Source organism: Algoriphagus mannitolivorans DSM 15301 (assembly GCF_000429425.1).
GTDB classification, from domain to species: Bacteria; Bacteroidota; Bacteroidia; order Cytophagales; family Cyclobacteriaceae; genus Algoriphagus; species Algoriphagus mannitolivorans.
Genome location: NZ_AUBV01000001.1, coordinates 115,944 through 138,201 on the forward strand (window position 1 = coordinate 115,944; position 22,258 = coordinate 138,201).

23 protein-coding genes and 1 tRNA gene are annotated in these 22,258 nt (G+C 42.1%); 11 read left to right on the top strand and 13 right to left on the bottom strand.

What is annotated here, in order from left to right; translation table 11 throughout:
* Nucleotides 1-4 precede the first annotated feature (4 nt).
* The 3 genes from G458_RS0100520 to G458_RS0100530 are packed head-to-tail and all read right to left on the bottom strand — an operon-like array spanning nucleotide 5 to nucleotide 2,629.
* On the bottom strand, nucleotides 5-523 hold the full coding sequence (locus G458_RS0100520) for an acyl-CoA thioesterase (protein ID WP_026950163.1): 519 nt from the start codon (nucleotides 521-523) through the stop codon (nucleotides 5-7).
* Nucleotides 523-1,155, bottom strand: coding sequence for a bifunctional nicotinamidase/pyrazinamidase (gene pncA, locus G458_RS0100525; RefSeq protein WP_026950164.1), 633 nt, complete (start codon nucleotides 1,153-1,155; stop codon nucleotides 523-525). Before pncA ends, G458_RS0100520 begins: the two co-directional genes overlap by 1 nt.
* A complete protein-coding gene (locus G458_RS0100530; protein WP_026950165.1) occupies nucleotides 1,136-2,629 on the bottom strand; it encodes a nicotinate phosphoribosyltransferase in 1,494 nt (497 codons plus the stop codon). Before G458_RS0100530 ends, pncA begins: the two co-directional genes overlap by 20 nt.
* A 281-nt stretch (nucleotides 2,630-2,910) precedes the next feature.
* On the opposite strand from G458_RS0100530, the gene G458_RS0100535 reads away from it, so the two are divergent.
* Nucleotides 2,911-3,651: a hypothetical protein gene (locus G458_RS0100535; RefSeq protein ID WP_026950166.1), complete on the top strand. Its 741-nt coding sequence runs from the start codon at nucleotides 2,911-2,913 to the stop codon at nucleotides 3,649-3,651.
* Nucleotides 3,652-3,710: 59 nt separating this feature from the next.
* On the opposite strand, the gene G458_RS0100540 is transcribed toward G458_RS0100535, so the two are convergent.
* Complete coding sequence (locus tag G458_RS0100540; protein ID WP_026950167.1) at nucleotides 3,711-4,517, bottom strand: DMT family transporter; 807 nt, start codon at nucleotides 4,515-4,517, stop codon at nucleotides 3,711-3,713.
* 147 nt (nucleotides 4,518-4,664) lie between these two features.
* On the opposite strand from G458_RS0100540, the gene G458_RS0100545 reads away from it, so the two are divergent.
* Nucleotides 4,665-5,111 carry a peroxiredoxin gene (locus G458_RS0100545; protein WP_026950168.1) on the top strand — a complete coding sequence of 149 codons (447 nt, stop codon included), beginning with the start codon at nucleotides 4,665-4,667 and terminating at the stop codon, nucleotides 5,109-5,111.
* Here the strand turns inward: G458_RS0100545 and G458_RS0100550 are convergent, their stop codons facing one another.
* Nucleotides 5,112-5,768, bottom strand: a complete 657-nt coding sequence (locus G458_RS0100550; protein ID WP_026950169.1) for an ABC transporter ATP-binding protein — start codon at nucleotides 5,766-5,768, stop codon at nucleotides 5,112-5,114.
* A 231-nt stretch (nucleotides 5,769-5,999) separates the two neighbouring features.
* Here G458_RS0100550 and sucC point away from each other — a divergent pair, with 231 nt between their 5' ends.
* Nucleotides 6,000-7,217, top strand: a complete 1,218-nt coding sequence (sucC, locus tag G458_RS0100560; RefSeq protein WP_026950170.1) for an ADP-forming succinate--CoA ligase subunit beta — start codon at nucleotides 6,000-6,002, stop codon at nucleotides 7,215-7,217.
* A 9-nt stretch (nucleotides 7,218-7,226) separates the two neighbouring features.
* Nucleotides 7,227-7,300, top strand: a tRNA-Arg gene (locus tag G458_RS0100565).
* A 156-nt stretch (nucleotides 7,301-7,456) separates the two neighbouring features.
* Here the strand turns inward: G458_RS0100565 and G458_RS22065 are convergent.
* The 4 genes from G458_RS22065 to G458_RS0100590 all read right to left on the bottom strand — a co-directional run bounded on the left by G458_RS22065 (nucleotide 7,457) and on the right by G458_RS0100590 (nucleotide 11,815).
* Nucleotides 7,457-7,762 (bottom strand): type II toxin-antitoxin system RelE/ParE family toxin, encoded by a 306-nt coding sequence (locus tag G458_RS22065; protein WP_035467508.1) that lies wholly within the window; start codon nucleotides 7,760-7,762, stop codon nucleotides 7,457-7,459.
* Nucleotides 7,759-7,986 carry a hypothetical protein gene (locus G458_RS0100575; RefSeq protein WP_026950171.1) on the bottom strand — a complete coding sequence of 76 codons (228 nt, stop codon included), beginning with the start codon at nucleotides 7,984-7,986 and terminating at the stop codon, nucleotides 7,759-7,761. The genes G458_RS22065 and G458_RS0100575 overlap by 4 nt, the downstream gene beginning before the upstream one ends.
* A 715-nt stretch (nucleotides 7,987-8,701) precedes the next feature.
* Nucleotides 8,702-10,864 carry an acylase gene (locus G458_RS0100585; RefSeq protein ID WP_026950173.1) on the bottom strand — a complete coding sequence of 721 codons (2,163 nt, stop codon included), beginning with the start codon at nucleotides 10,862-10,864 and terminating at the stop codon, nucleotides 8,702-8,704.
* A gap of 63 nt (nucleotides 10,865-10,927) precedes the next feature.
* Nucleotides 10,928-11,815, bottom strand: a complete 888-nt coding sequence (locus tag G458_RS0100590; protein ID WP_026950174.1) for an aldo/keto reductase — start codon at nucleotides 11,813-11,815, stop codon at nucleotides 10,928-10,930.
* 144 nt (nucleotides 11,816-11,959) lie between these two features.
* Between G458_RS0100590 and pfkA the strand changes: the two genes are divergently transcribed.
* Both pfkA and G458_RS0100600 read left to right on the top strand, forming a co-directional pair.
* Nucleotides 11,960-12,934 carry a 6-phosphofructokinase gene (gene pfkA / locus G458_RS0100595; protein WP_026950175.1) on the top strand — a complete coding sequence of 325 codons (975 nt, stop codon included), beginning with the start codon at nucleotides 11,960-11,962 and terminating at the stop codon, nucleotides 12,932-12,934.
* Nucleotides 12,935-12,936: 2 nt separating this feature from the next.
* Nucleotides 12,937-13,272 (top strand): hypothetical protein, encoded by a 336-nt coding sequence (locus G458_RS0100600; protein ID WP_026950176.1) that lies wholly within the window; start codon nucleotides 12,937-12,939, stop codon nucleotides 13,270-13,272.
* On the opposite strand, the gene miaA is transcribed toward G458_RS0100600, so the two are convergent.
* Nucleotides 13,260-14,168, bottom strand: a complete 909-nt coding sequence (gene miaA, locus G458_RS0100605; RefSeq protein ID WP_084438803.1) for a tRNA (adenosine(37)-N6)-dimethylallyltransferase MiaA — start codon at nucleotides 14,166-14,168, stop codon at nucleotides 13,260-13,262. The genes G458_RS0100600 and miaA overlap by 13 nt on opposite strands.
* Nucleotides 14,169-14,211: 43 nt before the next feature.
* Between miaA and G458_RS19965 the strand changes: the two genes are divergently transcribed.
* From G458_RS19965 to G458_RS0100630, 5 genes are read left to right on the top strand one after another with little or no spacing between them, the layout of a single operon-like run.
* Nucleotides 14,212-14,955 (top strand): response regulator, encoded by a 744-nt coding sequence (locus G458_RS19965; protein ID WP_035467510.1) that lies wholly within the window; start codon nucleotides 14,212-14,214, stop codon nucleotides 14,953-14,955.
* Nucleotides 14,949-15,326, top strand: a complete 378-nt coding sequence (locus G458_RS0100615) for a response regulator (RefSeq protein WP_157359641.1) — start codon at nucleotides 14,949-14,951, stop codon at nucleotides 15,324-15,326. The genes G458_RS19965 and G458_RS0100615 overlap by 7 nt, the downstream gene beginning before the upstream one ends.
* A gap of 3 nt (nucleotides 15,327-15,329) precedes the next feature.
* A complete protein-coding gene (locus tag G458_RS0100620) occupies nucleotides 15,330-15,608 on the top strand; it encodes a hypothetical protein (protein ID WP_026950179.1) in 279 nt (92 codons plus the stop codon).
* On the top strand, nucleotides 15,605-16,369 hold the full coding sequence (locus G458_RS0100625; RefSeq protein ID WP_026950180.1) for an MBL fold metallo-hydrolase: 765 nt from the start codon (nucleotides 15,605-15,607) through the stop codon (nucleotides 16,367-16,369). The genes G458_RS0100620 and G458_RS0100625 overlap by 4 nt, the downstream gene beginning before the upstream one ends.
* Nucleotides 16,369-17,943 (top strand): NFACT RNA binding domain-containing protein, encoded by a 1,575-nt coding sequence (locus G458_RS0100630; RefSeq protein WP_026950181.1) that lies wholly within the window; start codon nucleotides 16,369-16,371, stop codon nucleotides 17,941-17,943. The genes G458_RS0100625 and G458_RS0100630 overlap by 1 nt, the downstream gene beginning before the upstream one ends.
* A 9-nt stretch (nucleotides 17,944-17,952) precedes the next feature.
* Here the strand turns inward: G458_RS0100630 and G458_RS19970 are convergent, their stop codons facing one another.
* From G458_RS19970 to pyk, 3 genes are all read right to left on the bottom strand, one after another.
* Nucleotides 17,953-18,678, bottom strand: coding sequence for a LytR/AlgR family response regulator transcription factor (locus tag G458_RS19970; protein ID WP_051286932.1), 726 nt, complete (start codon nucleotides 18,676-18,678; stop codon nucleotides 17,953-17,955).
* 161 nt (nucleotides 18,679-18,839) lie between these two features.
* Nucleotides 18,840-20,702 (bottom strand): fasciclin domain-containing protein, encoded by a 1,863-nt coding sequence (locus G458_RS19975; RefSeq protein ID WP_084438792.1) that lies wholly within the window; start codon nucleotides 20,700-20,702, stop codon nucleotides 18,840-18,842.
* 124 nt (nucleotides 20,703-20,826) lie between these two features.
* Nucleotides 20,827-22,257 carry a pyruvate kinase gene (gene pyk, locus G458_RS0100645; protein ID WP_026950182.1) on the bottom strand — a complete coding sequence of 477 codons (1,431 nt, stop codon included), beginning with the start codon at nucleotides 22,255-22,257 and terminating at the stop codon, nucleotides 20,827-20,829.
* Between the last annotated feature and the right edge of the window lies 1 nt (nucleotide 22,258).

Consider the following 22,258-nt stretch of genomic DNA (forward strand, 5'->3'; position numbering starts at 1 on the left):
GGAATCACTTCCCTTTTTCTATTTCTGCTCTAAGCTGCTTTACCCGGTCTCGAATGTCCAAGCCAGCAATGTCCAACCCGACAGAAGTGGCTTCCAAAAACTCATTCACGGCTCCGGAGTGGTCGGTTGACTTTCCTTCGGCAAGAGTCACATACCTCATGGTTGACCATAAAACTGTCTTCAACTGGGTTTTAGAATCATCAGTCATATAATATTCCACCACAATGGTATTGTGATTATACCATAGAACTCGGCTCATAATCCGAACCCACTCACCTACCATAGCCGGCTTTACATAGCTGATGTTGTGATTATAAACTACCCAAGCAGCTTTATACACCCGGATCAAATCAATGATTTCCAATCCGTATAACTTCGGCACTTGGTCCTCACGGGCATTGAAGAAATAGTCAAAATATTTCGCATTATTCAAATGCCTCAAGGGATCGCAATCCTGAAAACGGATTACTACTCTACTCTCAGTCTCTTTTGGATAGTGCTTTTCTGGGTCAAACTGAAACATTACAAAAACTCTTTATAGGTACAAATTTGAATTCCTGATTTACGCATTTCCTCTATGGCATCTTTTCCGTCTGAAGGTGAAAGATTGACGGCGCGGGTAGCATCTTCAATTAAGAAAGTTTCAAAGCCAAGTGATTTGGCATCCAGCGCGGTGAACTTTACACAATAATCCAGGGCTAGACCACAGACAAAAACAGTATCTATTCCCTTGGCTTTCAGATAAGCATTTAAGCCTGTGTCTCCTTTTCTTGCATTATCGAAAAATCCAGAATAGGAATCCACCTCCGGGTTTTTGCCTTTCTGGAAAATGACCTCCCAGTTCGACTGGTCTAGATCCTTGTGGAATTCAGCCCCAAATGTACCCTGCACACAGTGATCTGGCCAAAGAATCTGATCCAATCCTCCCAAAACCACAAATTCTCCAGGGCTTTTCCCATCATATTGGGATGCAAAACTCCCATGATTTGCAGGGTGAAAATCCTGGGTGACAATCACGTGAGAAAACTTTTTCTGGATTGCATTGATCATTGGGATAATCTGGTCTCCGTCTTTCACTTCCAAAGCACCACCGGGAATAAAATCATTTTGCACATCCACAATGAGCAATGCGGTGCTATTCTGCTTGATGTCCATTTTCAAACTTTTTTGCCTGTAAAACCAATTCCATCCGCAAATGGTGCAGATTTTCCTCCAATCCTACCGGATATAAGTGGGGGTTGATGAGGCGCATATGAGCCTTGTCCAAAGATTCCAACTGTTGAGCAGCACGATCCCTGATCTCATGAAGATTCGGTCGGGTATAGACTTTTTCTCCTTTCTTAAAAATCGGCTTGAGCAAAACCTCCTCTTGGTAAAAAGCAGGCATCAGCCTTTTTCTTCTCGTAGCATCTGTCGGATCAATGATGACTACCCCTCTGGAATCTATTTCCTGATCTTCCAGATATATCATATCCGCAACAGCTTTCCCTTTGGAAAAATACCGCTTCACGTTATGATATCCGGGGATGTTGATTTTCAAGGATTGCTGGGAAACTTTCACCTTAGGCTCCCATGCCCCCTCTGAATTTTTGATTGCAGAAAGCTTGTAAACCGCTCCCAATGCAGGCTGATCATAGGCAGTCACCAATTTGGTTCCAACTCCCCAGACATTGATTTCTGCATCCTGCGATTTCAGGGAGGCAATGATGTGCTCATCCAAGTCGTTGCTTGCTACTATTTTCGCATCGGGAAAACCCGCCTCATCCAGCATCTGCCGGGCTTGGGTGGAGAAGTAAGCTAAGTCCCCGGAATCAATCCGGATACCGAGCATTTCCTTTCCTTTGCTCCGCAAAATCTCCCCCACTTTGATAGCATTTCTGACTCCGTTCAGGGTATCATAGGTGTCCACCAAAAAGACGCATTGATCTGGAAAAGCCTCTGCGTAGGCCTCAAAAGCTTCAAGCTCTGTCTCAAAGGACATGATCCAGCTATGGGCATGAGTACCCGCAACAGGTATCCCAAAAAGCTTCCCTGCCATGACATTACTGGTAGAAGCACAGCCTCCAATGTAGGCTGCTCGGCTTGCTGCTAATGCCCCATCGATCCCTTGGGCTCTTCGAAGTCCAAATTCCAACACAGGTTCTCCCTGTGCGGCCAAATTAATTCGGGCAGCTTTGGTAGCAATCAAGGTCTGGAAGTTGATGATATTCAAAAGCGGTGTCTCCAGCAATTGGCATTGGATCAAAGGGCCTTTGACACGAACTAATGGCGCGTTGGGAAAAACAACAGTTCCCTCTTCAACCGCATCGATATCACAGGTAAATTCCAGATTTTCCAAGTACACCAAAAAATCCTGCTCAAACACCGGACTCCCATCCTTGTTTTTCATTTCCTGGAGGTATTCAAGATCATTTTTATCAAACCTAAAATTCCGACAGAAATCAATGACATAATCCAATCCGGCAGCAAGGGTAAAACCTCCTTGAAATGGATGTTTTCTGAAAAAAAGGTTAAAAACAGCCTCTTGTTCTCCCTTACCCGATTTCCAGTAGGCATAGGCCATAGTCAGTTGATAAAAATCGGTCAATAAAACCAGACTGCTTTGGTAAAGATCTTTGGTGATTTTCATAGGGGTAAAATGACAATTTAAAGGTAAGAGGATATCCTTGCCAGACCAAAAATACAGCTATTTGTAGGTCAATTAAGATTGTAAAAAAGTATTCCAACTTCTCCCCACTTGAGAATATTTTTCCGCAAAATTTCCCCACACCATGCCCTCCAAAAATTTCAATGATTTACAATTTCATAAAAAATTAGACCTCAATTCGTTTATAATTCAGGCTTTATCAAACTTATGAAACTTTGGAGCCATTCTTGACCTTATTGAAATAAGATGTAACCATTTGAAAAATGAAAATCAACAAAAAACTACTGACCCTGGGATTGGCTGTATCCCTTTTTTCTTTGGCTTCATGCTCAGATGAAAATGAGCCTGCTCTTGGAGAAGGCGAGGTAAAAGTTGGAATGGGGATCAAATTATCCTCAGGAAGTACTGCAGGTGCCAGACTTCAAAACACTGGATTAAACATTAAAACTGGGTTTGTCCTGATCAAAAAAATAGAACTTGAAACTGCCGGTTTGGATGCTAATGGTGCAGAATTCGAAAGGGAAATAGAGATCAAATTTCCAGAGCCAAAAAGGATTGATTTTGATGCGGTAGACAGTTCGCCAGATTTTTTCTTCAATATTCCTGCAGGAAGGTATGAGGAAATCGAGCTGGAAATGGACGTAATCGATTATAAAAATCAGCCTTCTCTTCAGCTAGAGGGCACTTTCACACGTACCAATGGATCTTCAGTACCTTTCAAGTTTGAGGTTTACGGAGACGATGATGAGGATCTGGACTTCGAATTAGAAATTGAAGCAGAGGATGATGATGATTTCTTTTTCCTAGGAGAAGACAAAAATGCAATCGCCTTGATGCAAATCAATGCGCAAGGTTGGTTTAATTCCATCACCCAAAGTCAGCTTGAAAATGCCAAACTTACCAATGGTGTATTATTGATCAATCGAAATGTAAATGAGTCGATTTATGAAAAGGTTTTGGAAAAAATCGAAAGCTCTTTGGAGATCGAAATCAAAATGAAATAATTCAATCCTAAATCATAAAAAGGGTGCCTTGAGCACCCTTTTTCATATATGGACTTCTTTTAATGCTTTACCCTGAGATTTAATAATATCCCCACCAATACTAAAGCCATTCCCAGATATGCTTCAATGGGGAAGGTTTCACCAAAGAGAAAATATCCAAATCCCAGGGCATACAACACACTCATGTAGCTCAGACTAGAAACTCGGGAAAGATTTCCTGTTTGGTAGGCGACTGTCATGAAATACTGTGCGCTTTGAGTGCAAAAGCCAATCCATAGCAACATCAGCCAATCCCAACCTGTTGGAGTCACCCAATCAAAAAACATGATGACTGAAGCAATGGGCAAGGTCACCAAAGGGAAATAAAACACAATTACCAGAGGATGTTCAGAGGTCTTGAGCTTACGGATCATGTTATAAGCCAAACCGGCAGCCAGTCCGGAGGTCACTCCCATCACCGCACTGACAGGGTCAACTCGAGGGTCAAATCCCTGGATGATCAAGACTCCAGCAAAGGCCATGGCGAAATACAAAAACTGAATTGGAAGCACCCGCTCCTTGATGATAAATACACCCAATAGAGTCGTGAAAATCGGAGACAAGTATTGCATCGTCACTGCACTGGCCAAAGGAATTCTCTGAAGCGTATAGAAAAACAATATCAAGCTAATCGACCCGACCAAACCCCGGATCACCAGACTCCCCTTGTGGTTTCCAAACACATAAATCTTCTTTTTCTGAAGAAGAATAAACGTGAACACTAGGCTAAACACCGATCTAAACCACACAATCTCAATTGCAGGAATGTGAGGTATAAACTTCACCGACACATTCATCATGGCAAAAAATACGCCTGCCAGAAGCATGGATTGGACGCTGCTAATTTTCAAATTCTCGGTGTTTGGATTTTAAAAGCCCAAAGCTAAGACTCTAAAGGGAAGAACAGTAGCACAAAAGTATATTTGCAAGAAACCTTTCCGTTATCGGCTTAGTTCTACTTCAAAAAATTAAACATGGCATTATCGAAAGGCACCAAAGCGCCAAACTTTTCTCTCCCATCCACATCAGACGAAGTTTTAAAATTGGAGCAAATGAAAGGAAAGCCGCTTATTCTTTTCTTTTACCCTAAGGATTTCACCAACAAATGTACTCAGGAAGCCTGTGAATTCAGGGATCAATTTTCAGAATTCAAAAATTTAGAAATTCCTGTTTTTGGAATTAGTCGAGATGATATCCCTACCCATAAAAAGTTCAAGAAGGCCTATAAGCTCCCTTTTGACTTGCTTTCTGATGAAGACGGATCTGTTTGCAAAGCCTTTGATGCCTTGATCCCATTGATTAAAATGCCCAAAAGAGTAACCTATCTATTGGACGAAAATCTTCGGATCGTTTCTGCTTACGAGGGTCTTTTTGAAAGCAAATCACATGTGGAAGCGATGGTCCGGCTAATCCGGAAATAATCAAGCGCCTACAATTAAACCGTCTTGCATGACCACTTTCCGGTCGGCCATTTCAGCCAACTCCTGATTATGAGTCACGATTACAAATGCCTGTTGTAGTTCTTCCCGTAGCTTGAAAAAGAGTTCATGCAAGCCTTTAGCATTGGCAGAATCCAAATTACCACTGGGTTCGTCGGCAAAAACTACTGATGGATCATTGATCAATGCTCGGGCCACAGCGACCCTTTGCTGTTCCCCTCCGGAAAGTTCAGAAGGCTTATGGTCCAGACGGTGACTTACTCCCAAGATTTCAGCAAGTTCAGCAGCCCGCTTTTTAAGGATATTCTCACTCTTTCCAAAAATATAACCCGGAATCTGGATATTCTCAGCTGCAGTAAATTCAGGGAGCAGGTTATGAAACTGAAAAATAAACCCGATTTTTTCATTTCTGAATTTTGCCAGTTGGTCCCCTTTCAAACTCAGGAGATTTTTCCCCTCCATCTCCAAACTTCCGGAATCCGGCTGATCCAAGGTCCCTAAGATATGCAAGAGGGTACTTTTCCCCGCTCCGGAGGAACCCACGATGGAAACAATTTCTGACGGAAAAATTTCGAGATCTACTCCTTTTAAAACTTCTAGGCTTCCATAGGATTTATGGATCGCTTTGGCAATCAGCATAGTACTATTTTTTGAGATTTTAAAAGTAAAACAAATCCCTCAAATCCAGTAGCTAAGCCGGATTTTTACCAAAAAATGGAAAAAGTCGGTTTGATTTATCGATGGCATCGCCTTATCTTCGGGCAAAAATTTCCAGAGGATGAAATCAAGCTTGGCCTCAAAAGCCAAAGGCTGGAAAGATAACCAGCCAAGCAAGATTTCAGATGGCCTTAGAAATAAAAACACAAACTCATGAATATTCACGAATATCAGGCTAAAGAAGTATTAAAAGGTTATGGAGTTAGAATTCAGGAAGGTATTGTCGCAGACAGCCCTGAAGCAGCTCATGACGCCGCAGTAAAACTTAACGCTCAGACCGGTACTTCCTGGTATGTGATCAAAGCACAAATTCATGCAGGTGGCCGTGGAAAAGGAGAAGTAAAAGAGACTGGCTCCAGAGGGGTAGTCTTGGCGAAAAAGTTGGAGGATGTAAAAGAAAAGGCTGCTGCGATTCTTGGTGGCACCTTGGTTACTATCCAGACTGGCGCTGAAGGAAAAAAAGTAAATAAAGTTTTGGTGGCTGAGGATGTGTATTATCCAGGAGCTTCCGAACCAAAAGAATACTACATGTCCATCCTTTTGGACAGAGCTACAGGTTCCAATGTGATCATGGCTTCTACCGAAGGTGGTATGGATATCGAAGAGGTTGCTGAAAACCATCCGGAGAAAATCATCAAAGAATGGATCGATCCTAAAGTAGGTCTTCAGGGCTTCCAGGCTAGAAAAGTAGCCTTCAAACTAGGTTTGACTGGTACTGCTCACAAGGAAATGGTAAAGTTCATCTCTGCGCTTTACAATGCCTATGTAGGAACTGATTCTGCTCAGTTTGAGATCAACCCAGTGTTGAAAACTTCTGATGACAAAATATTGGCGGTTGACGCCAAAGTAAACATCGATGACAATGCGCTTTACAGACAGCCAAAATTGGCTGAATTGAGAGACTTGGCGGAAGAAGATCCATTGGAAGTAGAAGCTGGCAAATCTGGCTTGAACTATGTGAAATTGGACGGAAACGTAGGTTGTATGGTAAACGGCGCCGGTTTGGCGATGGCTACCATGGATATGATCAAGCTTTCCGGTGGTGAGCCTGCCAACTTCCTGGACGTAGGAGGAGGAGCTAATGCCACAACGGTAGAGGCTGGTTTCCGTATCATCCTTCAGGATCCAAACGTAAAAGCAATCTTGATCAACGTATTCGGTGGAATCGTAAGATGTGACAGAATTGCCAACGGAGTAGTTGAAGCTTACAAGTCTATTGGCGATATTCGCGTTCCGATTATCGTAAGACTTCAGGGAACCAATGCTGAAGAAGGTGCGAAAATCATCGACGAATCAGGATTGAAAGTATTCTCCGCAATCACCTTGAAAGAAGCAGCAGAGCGCGTGAAAGCCGCTTTGGAAGCAAAATAAAGAAAGTACGCAGCCGTAGTTCAACTGGATAGAATATCGGATTTCGGCTCCGAGGGTTGAGGGTTCGAATCCTTCCGGCTGTACTTAGAAAGCTCAGATGAAAGTCTGGGCTTTTTTTTATGCCTTCTCGTAAAGACGATTAGAAACTGGAACTGGATTTAGGCCACAAAGGCGCAAAGGCAGCAAGAAACGGAAAAGGGGTATTTGAAAAATTCGCTCTTTCTTGAAAAGGAAGAATATCAGCCTTTCATTTTTTCCGGATGTTGGCGGGTGTCGAAAAAATCAGTGATATAGACGCAATCACTCTCTACACGGTAAATAATCTTGAAATTACCTTCAATTAATCTTCTATGTCCTTTTTCAAGGTGTTCCAAATATTCTTCAATTTGGCCCAAGTGAGGATTTGTGGTTAAACTTTCAGCTTTGTCCAATAATTGATTTCTGATCTCCAAGACCTTTTCAAGAGGAACACCCTGAACCTTCCATAAAAAACTTAAGGATTCCTCGAGGCTTTTAAATGATTGATCAGTGTAAATAATTCTCATTGACTGAGCTTACTATCCAGTTTCTTTTCCAACTCTTTTCTGGAATAAACCCTACCGGCTTGGATATCTTCCTCAGCTTTCAATGCCCTAGTAGTAAGTTTCTCTTTAAGTACTGGATCCAAACTGGACTTAACAAGCAAAGTCTTGATCGCCTCTAATAGATGAAGGTCATTTTCCTTCTCAATTAGTCTCCTCAATTCCTGTTTAATCGCTGTTTCTCTCATGGTATTCTAAAGATAAGAATTTTAATATTCGATGCTTGTCCATGATTTATACCTAAAAAATTGAATTTCCGCTCCGAGGGTTGAGGGTTCGAATCCTTCCTAGTGTACAATCAGATGAAAGTCTGGGCTTTTTTTTATGCCTTCTCGTAAAGACGATTAGAAACTGGAATTTGGCTACAAAGGCTCTTAGGCAGGAATGGTAAAGGGATAAGGAAACCCAATAAAAAAATCGAGCTTAATCAGCAACTATCTGAAGGATAAGGGAAAATGAATAAAAAAAGCATTTCCTAAAAGTTGAATGGCATTTGAAAATATTCCCTCACAAAATAAACAAAGTTAACAATTCCCAATTTTTCAATCCTGAGATTTCGGTAATTAAAAACATCGAAATTATGGAAATTACTATTAGCATAAATCACCAATTATCCCTTTTAATTCTATTACTTCTACTTCTACTCAATTGGATAAAAGGAAAACCGTTCAGGAAGTTTTATAAATCACTTAGGAAATTATTCAACATTTTATTCAGCCTTCTTATTTTATTTCTTTAAGCAAATAGTCTAAATATGGGTGCAATTTCTACTTGGTTCCTTTCTAGTTCAATTGGGTGCTGATTTAATTTTTAAAACTCTCCTTCTTAAATATTCTATATTGAATTGGGTCTTTTACCCATTCTAATGGTATAATTCCTAATTATAAATTCATCATTCCCAATTCACCTCTTCCCCGGCTGATACCTCTCCTCCGCTCTTTTCTCGACATCTTCCCGATAGAAAGCAGCTTCTTTGAAGTTGATATCTGCATAGCGCTGGGCCTGATCGAAGAAATGTGGGGAATTAGTATCGGAATTTTGTCCACCGGCTAGGATGGTTTTGGCTTTGACTTTTTCTCCAAACTCGACCACGGCTACAAAGCTGTTTCCTCGGTAGCCATAGAGTCTTTTGGTTCCTTCGAAGGTTCTGGCTCCATAAGCTGCCAAAGCTCCCCAATTACCTGAGGCATAGCCTACGGGAATGTAAGGCTGGTTGTCGTCGTATTTCAGGTCGATATCTCCGCTAAGTCTTTGGAAGCGGTTGATCTCACCCCAAGGGGTCTTCCAAGTTCCGAAATCCGCATCCATCTGAGCCAAGGTCTCTTCCAAGACTTCCAGTATCTCCACCGGCTTTGGTGCAGTCGCTCCCGTAGGATTGATAAACCTGCTCAAACTTCTGAATCTCCTTTGGTAATTTTCCCCATAGAAATGTGCCAAGGACATGGGAACGGAATTCAGTCCGGTCCGATAATCCCATGAACTCAGAAGATCCACGGCTTCTTTCAGGTTTTCCTTCCCCTTTCCAGCGCTCGCAAAGGCCTGCTTCAGCTCTGGAATCAGGTATTCAAAAGCCGGCAAGTACGGATCGTGTGCCAAGGCCAAAAAGCTGTCCAGATTCAATTTTTCAACATTCTGAAGAACTTTGACGGCATGGATTCCCCGGAAATTTTCCTGATCTGGGGCCATGTAGTTAGGATAATCTTCTTCTTTTGGACTGAAAGCTCCCGACGCGGTAAAAGGAGTGGAATTACAGTTTTGAATCCATCCGTTTTCCGGATTAAGAATCAAAATACTTTCATCAACGGTATGCAAGCCCTGCCAATCGGTAGCGGGATCACTTCCATCCACCGGTCTGGAAAAGTCAAATTCAGGATTTCTTTTTGGGATAAAATTCCCGTGGAAGTACGCGATATTCCCTTCCGCATCCGCAAACACCGTGTTGTTGGAAGAGTTGGTGCGGATATTCATCATTTCCTTAAACTCCGCATAGTTGTTCAGCTTGGTTCGGGTATAGCTTTGAACCAAGGCATTGACCGGATCCCAGTTGATTTTGGTGGCTACCCAGCCATTCTCTCCTTTATGGGTAATCGGTCCATGATGAGTTCGGTAGATGGTAAAAGACTTACTTTTCAACTCCTCTCCTTCTTTGTATTTCAGGGTGATTTCCTGAGTTTTCACTTCCCGCTTTTCACCTCCATAGTTGTAAAGAATCATCCCGTCTTCTTCGATCATTTTTTCCTCAAACTCATCGATAAAATCCACAAAGGTTGAGGTATGAATCCATCCGGTTTTTTCGTTGAAACCCTGATACACAAAAAACTGCCCCCAAGTCACGGCTCCGTAGGCATTTAAGCCTTCCTCGCTGACAACGTGAACTTCCGGACGGAAATAAAAGGAAGTATGCGGATTGATCAGCAACATGGCATTTCCGGATTCAGAAAGGCTGGGCGCAATGGCAATTCCATTTGAACCTTTGGGTTCATCAAGTAGCTTTTCTAGCTCTTGTTGGGCATCATAAGAAGCCAAAGCCTTGTTTTCTTTATAGAAAGCCTTCAGCCGCTCAGTAGAGATCCGCTCAATATCCCCACCGATCGACCCTTCGAAAAAGAACATCGGCATCCATGGTTCATACTTGGCGATTACCTGTGGAGTCACTTCTGGATGGGTGTGCAGATAAAAATTAATCCCATCAGCAAAGGCTACACAGAGTTTCTTTAGCCAATCAGGGGCTTTTTCATAGGCCTGCTTGGCCTCTTCTTCCGTCATGTAAAGATTTGCCCGGACGTCGGAATAGATTGCTTCCTCCCCTTCCAATTCAGCCAATCGTCCAATCGCCCAGACATAGTTTCGCTCCACCCTTCTGAAATCATCCTCACATTGGGCATACAAAAGCCCAAATACTGCATCTGCATCAGTTTTCCCGTAGATATGCGGCACGCCAAAATCATCCCGGATGATTTCCACCTGTTCGGCCTGAGCTTCCCAGCGGGCAAGTTCAGGATTGGTTTCTTGGGTTTGACAGGAAAAAAAGGCCAAAAAAGCCGAAAGAAAGAGTATGTTTTTCATGGGGGTTATATTCCTTTTCAATTCACAAATAAGCTAAAAAGCTTCACACACCAAATAAAATTCTTACCGATGGTCTTGGTATTTATTGGGGCTAAACTTTTGCTTGAGCTGAAGAATATAATCATCCGGAATAGACTTACTTTCTTCTAAGGCTCTTAGGTTTTTCTCCAATTGCTCGGGCCTGCTAGCTCCTAGAACCATCATTCCCACAGCTTTTTCATCCAAGGAGTACTTGATCAAAACTGCTTCCGGAGAAAAGTCGGAGGAATGAATTTCATTTTTGATTTCCGCGACCTTTTCGGTGGACAGATCCAAAAAAGGACTCAATGGCTTATCCAGCAAAATCCCTTTGGTCATTCCTCCTCTGACCAAAACCCGGGTTGGTGTTTTTTCCAAGAGCGGAAAAACCTCTTCTTCGGGCCTTCGGTCTAAAGGAGAATATTGCATCATGATCGTAGCTGGAGGATTCATGGACATCACTTTGCGGATTACATTTGGCCGAATGGAAGAAATCCCAAAGGCAAGAATTTTCCCCTGGGTCTTGAGGATTTCAAAAGCTTCCAGAGTTTCTTCCCAAGGGTCCTCCAAAGTTCCTCCATGCAATTGGTACAGATCAAGGTAATCTGTTCTTAACCTTCGCAGTGAATCCTCCGCTGCTTTCAAAATATAAGCCTTCGAAGGATTCCAGGACCAAGATTTCCCATCCGGATTCAGTTGATTTCCCACTTTACTGGCAAGCTTGATTTGATCTCGGTTACCTTGAAAAAACTTTCCGAGATTTCCTTCATTCAGTCCATTTTGGTAAAGATCAGCCGTATCAAAAAACTGAATTCCAAGGTCTAAGGCTCGGGACAAGATCAATGGGGCCTTGTCATATGCTTCTGGTAAGGACATGCATCCCAACCCAATAGGCAATTCTCCAAAAGAAAATTTTAAAGGAGATGAATTCATTTCGAAAACTTTAAGTTTAAAATAGGGTTTACTTCAGCTGATTCCCAACTTCCAATTGAATGATAATTTGATTTCCCAATTTTAAATGTTCTATGGGGTATTCCTTGTATAATCTCTATTTTTGGGGCGCTTAAACCTGAAACCATGAAAAGAATTGCAGTATTTACCTCCGGTGGGGACTCTCCTGGAATGAACGCTTGTATCCGTGCGGTGGTACGAACGGGAATTTACAGAGGACTTGATGTCTACGGAATCTACCGGGGTTATGAAGGGATGATCGAGGGGGAAATTAAAAGAATGTATTCCTATTCGGTAAGCAATATTGTTCAAAGGGGAGGAACAATCCTTAAATCAGCCAGATCTCTGGAATTTAGGACTCCGGAGGGCCGAAAAAAAGCCTATGAAAACCTAAAAAGTCACGGAATTGAAGGGCTAGTGGCCATCGGTGGTGATGGTACTTTCACCGGTGCGAAGGTTTTCTTTGAAGAATATGGAATCCCAACCGTAGGCTGCCCAGGGACCATCGACAATGATATTTATGGGACAGATTATACCATTGGATTCGATACGGCAGTAAACACTGCCTTGGAGGCAATTGATAAAATCCGTGATACAGCGGCCGCACACGACCGGATTTTCTTTATTGAAGTGATGGGGCGAGATGCAGGATTCATCGCTGTGGAGTGTGGAATCGGTGGAGGAGCTGAATTTGTGATGGTTCCCGAGACCAAAACAGACTTAAAGCATGTCGTAAAATCTCTCAAAAACCTACGGAAAACCAAGACTTCCAGCATTCTGGTTGTCGCCGAAGGAGATGATCTCGGCAATGCGGAGGAAATCATGCAGCAGGTTAAAGCCCAAATCAAGGATCCGAATAAGGAATTTAAAGTGACTACCTTAGGTCATATTCAACGGGGAGGTAACCCGACTGCTTTTGACCGGGTGCTGGCAAGCCGATGCGGCATGGCTGCAGTAGAAGGATTGTTGGAAGGCAAAACAAATTGCATGGCTGGAGTAGTTAACAAGGAGGTGGTTTATACACCGTTTGGAGATTGCATTGGCATGCCTAAGCCTTTGATCCCTGACCATCTGAAATTAATTGACATTTTGAGTATTTAATTATGGGATACATTCCTCTTTTCCTTACCATCGGCGGAGCTTGTCTTTTGTTTTTCCTAACCGTGAGAAACACCATGTTGGGGAAGCTCAGTCTTCAAAAAGAACTCTTTTCCAAACTTGCTTTGGCCCATCCGGAATTAGGATTGATTCTGGGGCAGATTTCCGATCCTGATCAGATCATGAAGCAGTGGAAATCCAAAGAAGCCTCGAAGCAAATATCTTCAGAAGCACTGGAACTTATCCGGGAATTGAAAGTCAATAAATTCCAATACAATCAATTGATCAAAAAAGCTCCTTACAATTGGGTCGCCAAGATAAGCGGCCTTCAACCAATCTGAGATTCCACCCAGTGTTGAATTTCCTCGATTTGCTGGGGATGAAACCACTGGATCTCTGGATCTCTCCTAAACCAAGTCAGCTGACGTTTTGCATAGCGTCGGCTGTTTCTTTTTAATAGCCTGATGGCTTCCTCCCGGCCGTACTTACCTTCCAAAAATCCAAAAATTTCCGTGTAGCCAACGGTTTGCAAGGCATTCAAATGTCTCTTTTCGAAAAAAGACTCCGCTTCTGCAAATAAACCCAATTGGATCATTTGATCCATTCTCTGATCAATCCTCTCATAAAGCTCTTCCCGATCCCGGGTCAAACCTATTTTTATAATATTAAAAGGCCGCTCTGCTTTCTTTTTGACACGGAAGCTGCTGAATTTCTTTCCTGTCCCCCTTATGACCTCCAAGGCTCGCATCAAGCGCTGTGGGTTTTGCTGATCTACAATTTGGAAATATTCGGGATCCTCTTTTTCAACTTCCTGCTGTAACCAAGACAATCCTTTCTGCCGATATTCAAAAATGACCATCTCCCGGATTTCCGAAGAAATATCAGGCATTTCATCAAAACCCTCAGTGATGGCGTCTGCAAATAGCCCCGATCCCCCGGTCATCAATACCACATCTTTTTCTTCAAAAAGGCTTGCCATAATTTCCAAAGCATCCTTTTCAAACTTCTTCACATCGTAATTTTCCTCGATGGAGAGGGAGTTGATCAAATGGTGCCGAACCTCGGCAAGCTCCTCCGCATTTGGTTTGGCTGTACCCAGTTCCAATTCACGATAAAACTGCCTGCTGTCGCAGGAAATAATTTCGGTATTAAATTTTTTGGCTAGTTTTATACAGACTTCGGTCTTCCCTACCGCTGTAGGCCCCACTACTAAAATGAGATGTTTTTTGTTAGGCAAGTTGATTTCTGTTTGACTTCCTTCAAAAATCAATACTAAAGAAATGAAAAGCAAAAAGATCCTAATTGTCGAAGACAACGACCTGAATAGAAAGCTTTTTGAAAATCTGCTGGGAAGTCTGTACAGTTTTGAAGTTGCAAAAAATGGACTCGAAGCACTTCATAAAATCCAAGAACAACAGTTTGATTTGATTTTAATGGACATCCAAATGCCCCAAATGGACGGCATCACTGCCATGAAGAAAATCAAAGCTTTGGTCAATAACTGCTGTCCAATTCTTGCAGTCACGGCCTATGCGGAAGAAAATGAGCGGGCAGTATTTTTGGATCAGGGATTTGATGATTTGATTATCAAGCCCATCCGGCCAAGAGAATTTCTTCACACCGTGCAGTCCTATCTTCAGCCTATCTCTGAAATTGAAGAAGAAACAGAGTCCGAAATCCAAGATGTCATTCTGGATAAAAAAATCCTGGGGCAGCTTTTCAAATACAATTCAAAATTTACCATCAAGAAGGTTTTTAAGGATTTTGAAAAAGAGTGTCAAATCGTTCAGGACAAAATGCAAAAGCTGCCGGAAGGAAAAGAAGAATTGCTTGAATTAATCCATAGCCTAAAGGGAAATTCAGGAACACTGGGGGCTCAGAGAATTTTTTTGACTTCCCAAAAACTTGAAGCCTGTCTGAAATCCGAAGAAATGGAGAATTGGGCAGAATTAAAGGCAAAACTTGAATTTGAAATCAAAGAATTGAATGAATTTTTAAACCAAGAAACTATTTTCGAATCATGAGTGCTAAAAAAATTCTTATTGGAGAAGACAGCTCCATCATTATTAATTTGACAAAAAATGTCCTTGCTTTTGAAAATTATCAGATGAAAGCTGCCAGAAACGGAAAGTTGGTTTTGGAGCTCCTGGATAAAGAAGATTTTGACTTGATTCTCATGGATATAACCATGCCCGTCATGGATGGGCTGGAGTGTATTAAGCAAATCAGAAGCATGAAGGATTCCAAAAAAAGCTCACTTCCCATTATTGCAATCAGTGGAAACCTGAATAATTTGTCTCCGGAAGAGTTTCGGAAATTTGGATTTGATGACTTCATCCAAAAGCCACTAGACTACGATAAAGTATTAGCCACTGTCAAAAAACATCTCAGCTAAACCATGGCCATTAAGTACACCAAGCATTTTTTGGACAAACTGGAGAATCTGTTTGCTTCTTCGGAATATATCCTGCGCTATGAAAAAGGAAATTTCAAGTCAGGCTATTGTGTACTTAAAGACACCAAAATCGTCATCATCAACAAATATTTTCCTCTGGAAGGAAAAATCAACGTCCTCATTGACATTCTTGGTGAACTAAATTTTGACCCTAAGGATTTCAAAGACAAAGTCAATCAGGACTTCCTGACAGAAATCCGACAAACCACCTTAAAGTTTTGAAAGTCAAATTTCTAGGCACTGGCACTTCCCAAGGCGTTCCTGTAATCACCTGCGACTGTGAGGTATGCACATCGGTGGATTTTCGGGACAAGCGATTTCGTTCTTCTGTTTATGTGGAGATTGACCAAGTCTCGCTGGTCATTGACACTGGCCCGGATTTCAGGATGCAAATGCTCAGAGCTGGAGTCAAAAAACTGGATGCGATCCTATTTACCCACGAGCACAAAGATCATACAGCCGGATTGGATGATATCCGCCCTTTCAATTTTCGTCAGCAAAAGGACATGCCTATTTTCGGGCGAAAAAATGTCCTGGAGCAGATCCGTAAGGAGTTTTCATATGTGTTTAGCGCCAATAAATACCCTGGAGTTCCACAGATTGAACAGATAGAAATCGATGAAAATCCATTTCATATCAATGGCATATCGATCATTCCCATTCCAGTTTTTCATTACAAACTTCCGGTTTTGGGTTTCAGGATTGGAGATTTTTCCTACATCACCGATGCCAATCATATTCCGGAAGAGTCTTTCAAACTCTTGGAAGGCACGGAAATCCTGGTTCTAAACGCGCTTCAAAATGAGCCACACATCTCCCATTTCACTTTGGAAGAAGCCGTCGTCCAAGCCCAAAAAATAGGTGCTCATAAAACCTATTTTACGCATATCTCTCACAAGCTTGGACTTCATGAAAAAGTCTGTCAGGATCTTCCTGAGGGTATCCAACTTGCCTACGACGGACTTGAGTTAACTTTGTCCTGATGCATCTCAATTACCATTTTCTGAAATACCTCTGTCCGGAATTGGCAGAAGAATTTCGTGGAAAGACGATCCAATCCTGCTTTTCCCAAAGCAAGGATGAATTGATCCTAGAAACTTCGGATGAGACCGAAACCCTTTGGATCAGGGCGCATTTTCTCCCCCCTCATATTCATCTCAGCTTCCCTTCACAATTCCACAGAGCCAAACGAAACAGCGTCAATTTATTTGATTCCATAATCGGTGACACCATCCTGGACTGCCAAGTCTTCGAATTTGAGAGAGCATTTTACTTTTGTCTGGAGTCCGGAAAAAAATTGGTCTTCAAGCTCCATGGAAACCGAAGCAACGTTTTGCTTTACTCAGATTCTGAGGAAGTTCCCTTTTCTCTCTTCAGAAATGAAATCCGGGAAGACAAAACGCTAAATTTCAATAGCCTGCATAACCCATTAGACCTCAGCAAAGCCACATTCTCTCAAGTAGAAGGAAATGCTTCCAAATTTCTCCCTACTTTGGGAACAGTCCCTAGAAAATGGCTTAAAGACCGAGGATATCCAGAGGCTAATTTGGAAACCAAATGGGGTTTGATGGAAGAATTACTGGATATTCTGGATACACCATTGTTTTCCTTGGTGGATAAGGAGGATGACCTATACCTAAGCCTTCTCCCAGAGCAAAATCCCATAAAGACATTTTCCAGTCCTCTTCAAGCCACCAATGAGCTTTTTTACCTCGCTATTGTCAAAGGAAGCTTTGAAAAGGAGAAAAATAGTCTGATAAAGAACCTCCAAGAACAGCTAAAGCGGACAGAGAATTATCTGGAAAAATCGGGAATTAAACTAAGCGAGCTAAAAAACGCTGCACCTCCCTCCCAGTTGGCAGATGTCATCATGGCAAATCTCCATGCCTTCTCTCCGGGAAAACATGAGATGGAGCTGATGGATTTCTATTCCGGGAAGTCGGTGAAAGTAATTCTAAAACCTAACCAGAAGCCACAGGAATTAGCAGAGAATCTCTATCGCAAGTCTAAAAACCGGCAATTGGAAATAGACCAGATCGAAAAAACTCTGGCTGCCAAAGAAACCCTCAAAGAAGAGTTGATCCAAAAGATTGAGGAAATCCAGGGGATCCAGGATTTTAAAGGACTTAAATCCTATCAAAAAGCTAATCTCAAATCCGATAAACCGAGTCCAAAGGCTTCAGGTTTGCCTTTCAAAATCTTCGAGTTTCAGGGCTATACCATTTGGGTGGGAAAATCCGCCAAGGATAATGATGAGATGCTCAGAGCCTTTATCCATAAGGATGATCTATGGCTTCATGCCAGACAAGCAGCAGGATCTCATGTTGTCATCCGAACTAAGGGAATGCCAAAAGTACCCAATCAGGTGCTTGAGCGAGCTGCAGCTTTGGCGGCTTTTTATTCAAAAATGAAAAATGACAGTCTGGCCCCAGTGATTGTCACCGAAGCGAAGTTTGTAAGAAAAGTCAAAGGCTCTGCTCCGGGCTCAGTAATGGTGGATAAGGAAAAAGTACTCATGGTTCCTCCCAAGGGGCCTGATGCAGAAATTGCCAGCTGAAAATTCGGGTTATCGATCAACCCATGCTTTGAAACTATTGACCTTCTCTCTGGCAACGATAAACGAATCTTCAGTTTTGGCCTTAAGAGAGAGTAATAATCTCCCGTTCTGAAAAGGCTTCATCTCCACCAGATTATCCAAATTGACAATAATAGATCGGTTGATTCGATAAAACTTTTCCGGATCCAAAAGGTGGGTTTCTAACTCATTTAGAGTTTGATCTACCATATATTTTTGACTGGATCCTGACTCCATCAAGAAAGTGATGCCGCCTTCAGCAAAAAAGCAAGCAATTTTTTCGACTGGAATCAAGGTCAACCTGTTTCCAATTTTGGTCAAAAAACGCTTTTTGTAGGATTTCAAACCATTCAAGCGAGTTGGAAAATTTAAGGCTTGATTGACCTTTGCTAAAGCCCTTTGAAGTGATTCTTTTTGAACAGGTTTGATTAAAAAATCAAGTGCAAACAACTGGAATATTTCCGGTACGAATTGTTCCTTCTCTCCAATAAAAATTACTGGAATATTTAATTCCTCCTGCTTTAATTTTTCAAGAATTGATGACCTACCTAGTTTAAATTCAGCTATTATTAAATCTATTGAACCCAATGGGATTGAATTCAAATCATCGCATTGCTCAAGCAATGAAATATTGAGATTTTGACCCCAAAATTCTCCGAGATCTGAACTTAACATTTCCAGCAGGGTTGAATCTGCACTACATAAAAGTATGTTCATCAGTTTATTGGTCAATTCATTGAATTTGAATCCTTTGGAAACCCTACAAACTAACTCTAAACCTAGAGCCTATGTTTAAAACACGAAGACTTTTTCCACTAATTCCATAAAAAAAGGAGCATAAAATATGCTCCTTTTTAATAGTCTAATACCTCAGAGTTTTAAAGGGTTGGTAAAAGCACTCCATCTATGACATGTACTACTCCGTTTTCAATCGCCACATCGGCAACAACCACCTGGTAGGTATTGCCTGATTTATCGGTTACTGTGACATTGTTGCCAGATCGGACTACAGTAAGCATTTCCCCAGCCAATGTTGGAACTTGTTGGGAGCCTTGAGCTAGATCAAAGGAGAACGCTGCGGCCGGAACCACGTGAAAGCCCAATACTTTTGTCACAGCTGTTGCTCCCAAAGTATTGATCAATTCCTGAAGGGAGCCCAGGTTCAAATCACTCAATAGCTTTGCAAATGCTTCATTGGTCGGTGCAAAGACAGTCATTGCATTCTGACTCAAAAGAGTATTGCCCAACCCTGCCGCAGTCACCGCTTGCAGGAGAGTGGTAAGATTTGCGGAGGTAGCTGCTTCAACTACGTTAGGAAGTTTAATTGTCGGCAATAAAACTTTATCGATCACATGGACTACACCATTTTTGATAGCCACATCTGCAGTAGTTACAGAAGAAGTATTGCCCAAGGCATCACGAACTGTGACTCCTGACGCTGTTTTGGTTACCGTAAGTTGCTGACCAGCAAGAGTAGTGAAGGTGTTCGTTGCTGCTAAGTCCGAAGAAAAAGCCACGGCAGGGACCACATGGAATCCCAAAAGAGTTTGAAGATTCTTAACTCCGCCAATTTTGGCTACCAATTGATTCAAATTAGAGACCTTGTAAGCCTGTAATGCGGCAGCAAAAGCTCCATTGCTTGGTGCAAACACCGTGATAGCTTGGGCATTCAACAAGGTACTTCCAAGACCGGCGGCGGTCACTGCATCCAATAAGGTGGTCAATCCTGCTGACTGAGCGGCCTCTACCACAGTAGGAAGCATCAAATCAGGAAGCATCATACCATTCAACACATGGACTACTCCATTTGCAATTCGAATGTCTGGAGTGACCACCTGTGCTACTCTTCCGAGTTTATCTTTAACTGAAACAGTGTTACCGGATTTTTCAACAATAATAGTTTGACCGGATAGCGTGGTGAACGTATTTGTGGCATTCAGATTTGCAGAAAGGGCCACCGCGGGTACGACATGAAACCCTAGGACTTTTTCAAGGTTTGCAGGACCTCCAATTTTCAAAACCAAATCATTAAGATCCTTTGCTTTTAAGGCTGACAAAGCTGCTGCGAAAGCTTCATTGGAAGGTGCGAAAACAGTAATTTCAGGAGCACTTAAAAGTCTGTTTGGCAATCCCGGAACGGCTGTAACTGCTGTTAATAAGGTAGTCAATCCTCTTTCTGTGGCTGCTTCAACCAAGTTTGGCTTGGGCAACTCGATCGAAGGTATAAGCACTCGATCAATGACATGTACTACTCCATTTTCGATTCTTACATCCGCTTGAATTACGCGAGACACATTTCCAGCTCGATCCGCAACTGTAACAACGCCATTGTTATTAAATACTCTGAGTTGCTGTCCTGCAAGCGTGGTCAAAATATTGTCCTCAAATAGATTTCTGGAAAAGGCCACTTCTGGTACAACATGAAAACCCAAGACAGTTTGGAGATTCTGGGCCCCACCTATTTTAGTAACCAAATCATTTAAATCTGTGGCTTTAAAAGCCGTCAAAGCATTGGCAAAAGCATCATTGGATGGAGCAAAAACCGTAATTTCTTGCTGGCTTTGCAAAGAAGCTTCCAATCCGGGCACAGATCTTACTGCAGAAACTAGTGTAGTCAAACCCGCCTCATTGGCGGCCTCCATTAATGTTGGATACGGTACGGGACCCTGATAGTCCTCACTACAGGAAACTGCTGTCAATAAAAAAGATAGCAGAATAATGAGTTTTGAAAATTTTGTCATGGTAGTTTGGGAGTTTGTTTAATTTTTTAACTGAATTATTAAACATTAATCTTCTTACTCCCCCCGAAATGACAAAAAAAAGGGTCGAACTGTATAATCCGACCCTTGAATTGTAAATGGTAAACTATTCCACGACGTGGATTTTTAACATGTTTGTCTTGCCTTTTCTTTTCAATGGCATACTGGCTGTATTGATGATAAGGTCTCCAGAATTGACATGCCCATCATTTTTTAGGGTATTTTCAATATCCTCAAAAGTGGCGTCAGTGGACACATTACTGGCGTAGTAGTAGGCTCTAACTCCCCAAACCAAAGCCATTTGTGTCAATAGTTTTTCATTTCTGGTAAAGATGAAAATATTGGCATAAGGCCTATGGGATGCAATTTTAAACCCTGTAAAACCGGAAGAAGTAATTCCCACGATAGCTTTCGCATGCACGTTACGGGAAAGTCTAGCTGCCATCAGTACCAAATTGGAACTTTGGAAGTTCGGGTCATTTTCAGGGATTTTGTATAGGTTATGATAGATCTCTGCATTCTTTTCCAAATACGTAATGATGCTAGTCATAGCCTTTACTGCATGTACAGGATATTTTCCGGAGGCTGTTTCTGCAGAAAGCATCACCGCATCAGCGCCGTCCAATACAGCATTTGCAACATCATTGGTCTCTGCTCGAGTTGGTCTAGGATTCTGGATCATGCTCTCCATCATCTGAGTAGCAATAATCACCGGCTTACAGGCCAGCTTACATTTCTGGACCATTTTCTTCTGCCAAAGTGGGACAATTTCCATAGGAACTTCCACTCCCAAATCCCCTCTGGCGACCATTATGGCATCAGTAGCTTCGATGATGGCATCGATATTTTCCAAAGCCTCTGGTTTTTCGATTTTTGCCACAATCTTACAGGATTTTCCAGCATCCTGAATCCTTCTTCTTAGGTCAAGAATATCGTCGGCCGAGCGTACGAAAGACAAAGCAATCCAATCTACGTCCATGCTTAATCCAAACTCCAAATCCTCGATATCTTTCTCAGTAAGGGATGGCGCAGAGACTTTAGTGTTGGGAAGATTGATGCCTTTTCTGGATTTTAAAACACCTCCGTGAACGACTGTACAGTTGACATTCTTTCCATCAGTACTGTTTACAAGTACTTCCAGATTGCCATCGTCGATCAAAATCCTGTCTCCCGGAACGACATCTTGGGGAAGGTTTTGATAGACGGTGGAAACTAACGAGGAAGTACCAACAACCGGGTCATTGGTAATGGTGATTTGCTCTCCAGGTTTAATTTCGACTCCGTTGTTTTCGACTTCACCCACTCGGATTTTTGGACCTTGAAGATCCTGAAGAATTCCCAAGTGGCAATTGAGTTCTTTATTTACCTCACGGATGATTTTCACTACTTCTCTGTGAACATCATGACTTCCATGAGAAAAATTTAATCTGAAAACATTAGCACCTGCAAAGGCCAAGCTTTTGATCATTTCATAATTATTGGAAGCAGGGCCTATGGTAGCGAGGATCTTTGTCTTTTTAAAAGGTAGATGGCTCATC

Excerpts from the sequence above, each read along its gene's own strand:
- G458_RS0100545 (WP_026950168.1), top strand. The coding sequence starts at position 4,665 with ATGGCATTATCGAAAGGCACCAAAGCGCCAAACTTTTCTCTCCCATCC.
- G458_RS0100630 (WP_026950181.1), top strand. The coding sequence starts at position 16,369 with ATGCATCTCAATTACCATTTTCTGAAATACCTCTGTCCGGAATTGGCA.
- G458_RS22065 (WP_035467508.1), bottom strand. The coding sequence starts at position 7,762 with ATGAGAATTATTTACACTGATCAATCATTTAAAAGCCTCGAGGAATCC.
- pncA (WP_026950164.1), bottom strand. The coding sequence starts at position 1,155 with ATGGACATCAAGCAGAATAGCACCGCATTGCTCATTGTGGATGTGCAA.
- G458_RS19970 (WP_051286932.1), bottom strand. The coding sequence starts at position 18,678 with ATGAACATACTTTTATGTAGTGCAGATTCAACCCTGCTGGAAATGTTA.
- G458_RS0100585 (WP_026950173.1), bottom strand. The coding sequence starts at position 10,864 with ATGAAAAACATACTCTTTCTTTCGGCTTTTTTGGCCTTTTTTTCCTGT.
- G458_RS0100520 (WP_026950163.1), bottom strand. The coding sequence starts at position 523 with ATGTTTCAGTTTGACCCAGAAAAGCACTATCCAAAAGAGACTGAGAGT.
- G458_RS0100575 (WP_026950171.1), bottom strand. The coding sequence starts at position 7,986 with ATGAGAGAAACAGCGATTAAACAGGAATTGAGGAGACTAATTGAGAAG.
- G458_RS0100535 (WP_026950166.1), top strand. The coding sequence starts at position 2,911 with ATGAAAATCAACAAAAAACTACTGACCCTGGGATTGGCTGTATCCCTT.
- G458_RS0100590 (WP_026950174.1), bottom strand. The coding sequence starts at position 11,815 with ATGAATTCATCTCCTTTAAAATTTTCTTTTGGAGAATTGCCTATTGGG.
- G458_RS0100530 (WP_026950165.1), bottom strand. The coding sequence starts at position 2,629 with ATGAAAATCACCAAAGATCTTTACCAAAGCAGTCTGGTTTTATTGACC.
- G458_RS0100620 (WP_026950179.1), top strand. The coding sequence starts at position 15,330 with ATGGCCATTAAGTACACCAAGCATTTTTTGGACAAACTGGAGAATCTG.
- G458_RS0100540 (WP_026950167.1), bottom strand. The coding sequence starts at position 4,517 with ATGCTTCTGGCAGGCGTATTTTTTGCCATGATGAATGTGTCGGTGAAG.
- pyk (WP_026950182.1), bottom strand. The coding sequence starts at position 22,257 with ATGAGCCATCTACCTTTTAAAAAGACAAAGATCCTCGCTACCATAGGC.
- pfkA (WP_026950175.1), top strand. The coding sequence starts at position 11,960 with ATGAAAAGAATTGCAGTATTTACCTCCGGTGGGGACTCTCCTGGAATG.
- G458_RS0100550 (WP_026950169.1), bottom strand. The coding sequence starts at position 5,768 with ATGCTGATTGCCAAAGCGATCCATAAATCCTATGGAAGCCTAGAAGTT.
- G458_RS19965 (WP_035467510.1), top strand. The coding sequence starts at position 14,212 with ATGAAAAGCAAAAAGATCCTAATTGTCGAAGACAACGACCTGAATAGA.
- sucC (WP_026950170.1), top strand. The coding sequence starts at position 6,000 with ATGAATATTCACGAATATCAGGCTAAAGAAGTATTAAAAGGTTATGGA.
- G458_RS0100600 (WP_026950176.1), top strand. The coding sequence starts at position 12,937 with ATGGGATACATTCCTCTTTTCCTTACCATCGGCGGAGCTTGTCTTTTG.
- G458_RS19975 (WP_084438792.1), bottom strand. The coding sequence starts at position 20,702 with ATGACAAAATTTTCAAAACTCATTATTCTGCTATCTTTTTTATTGACA.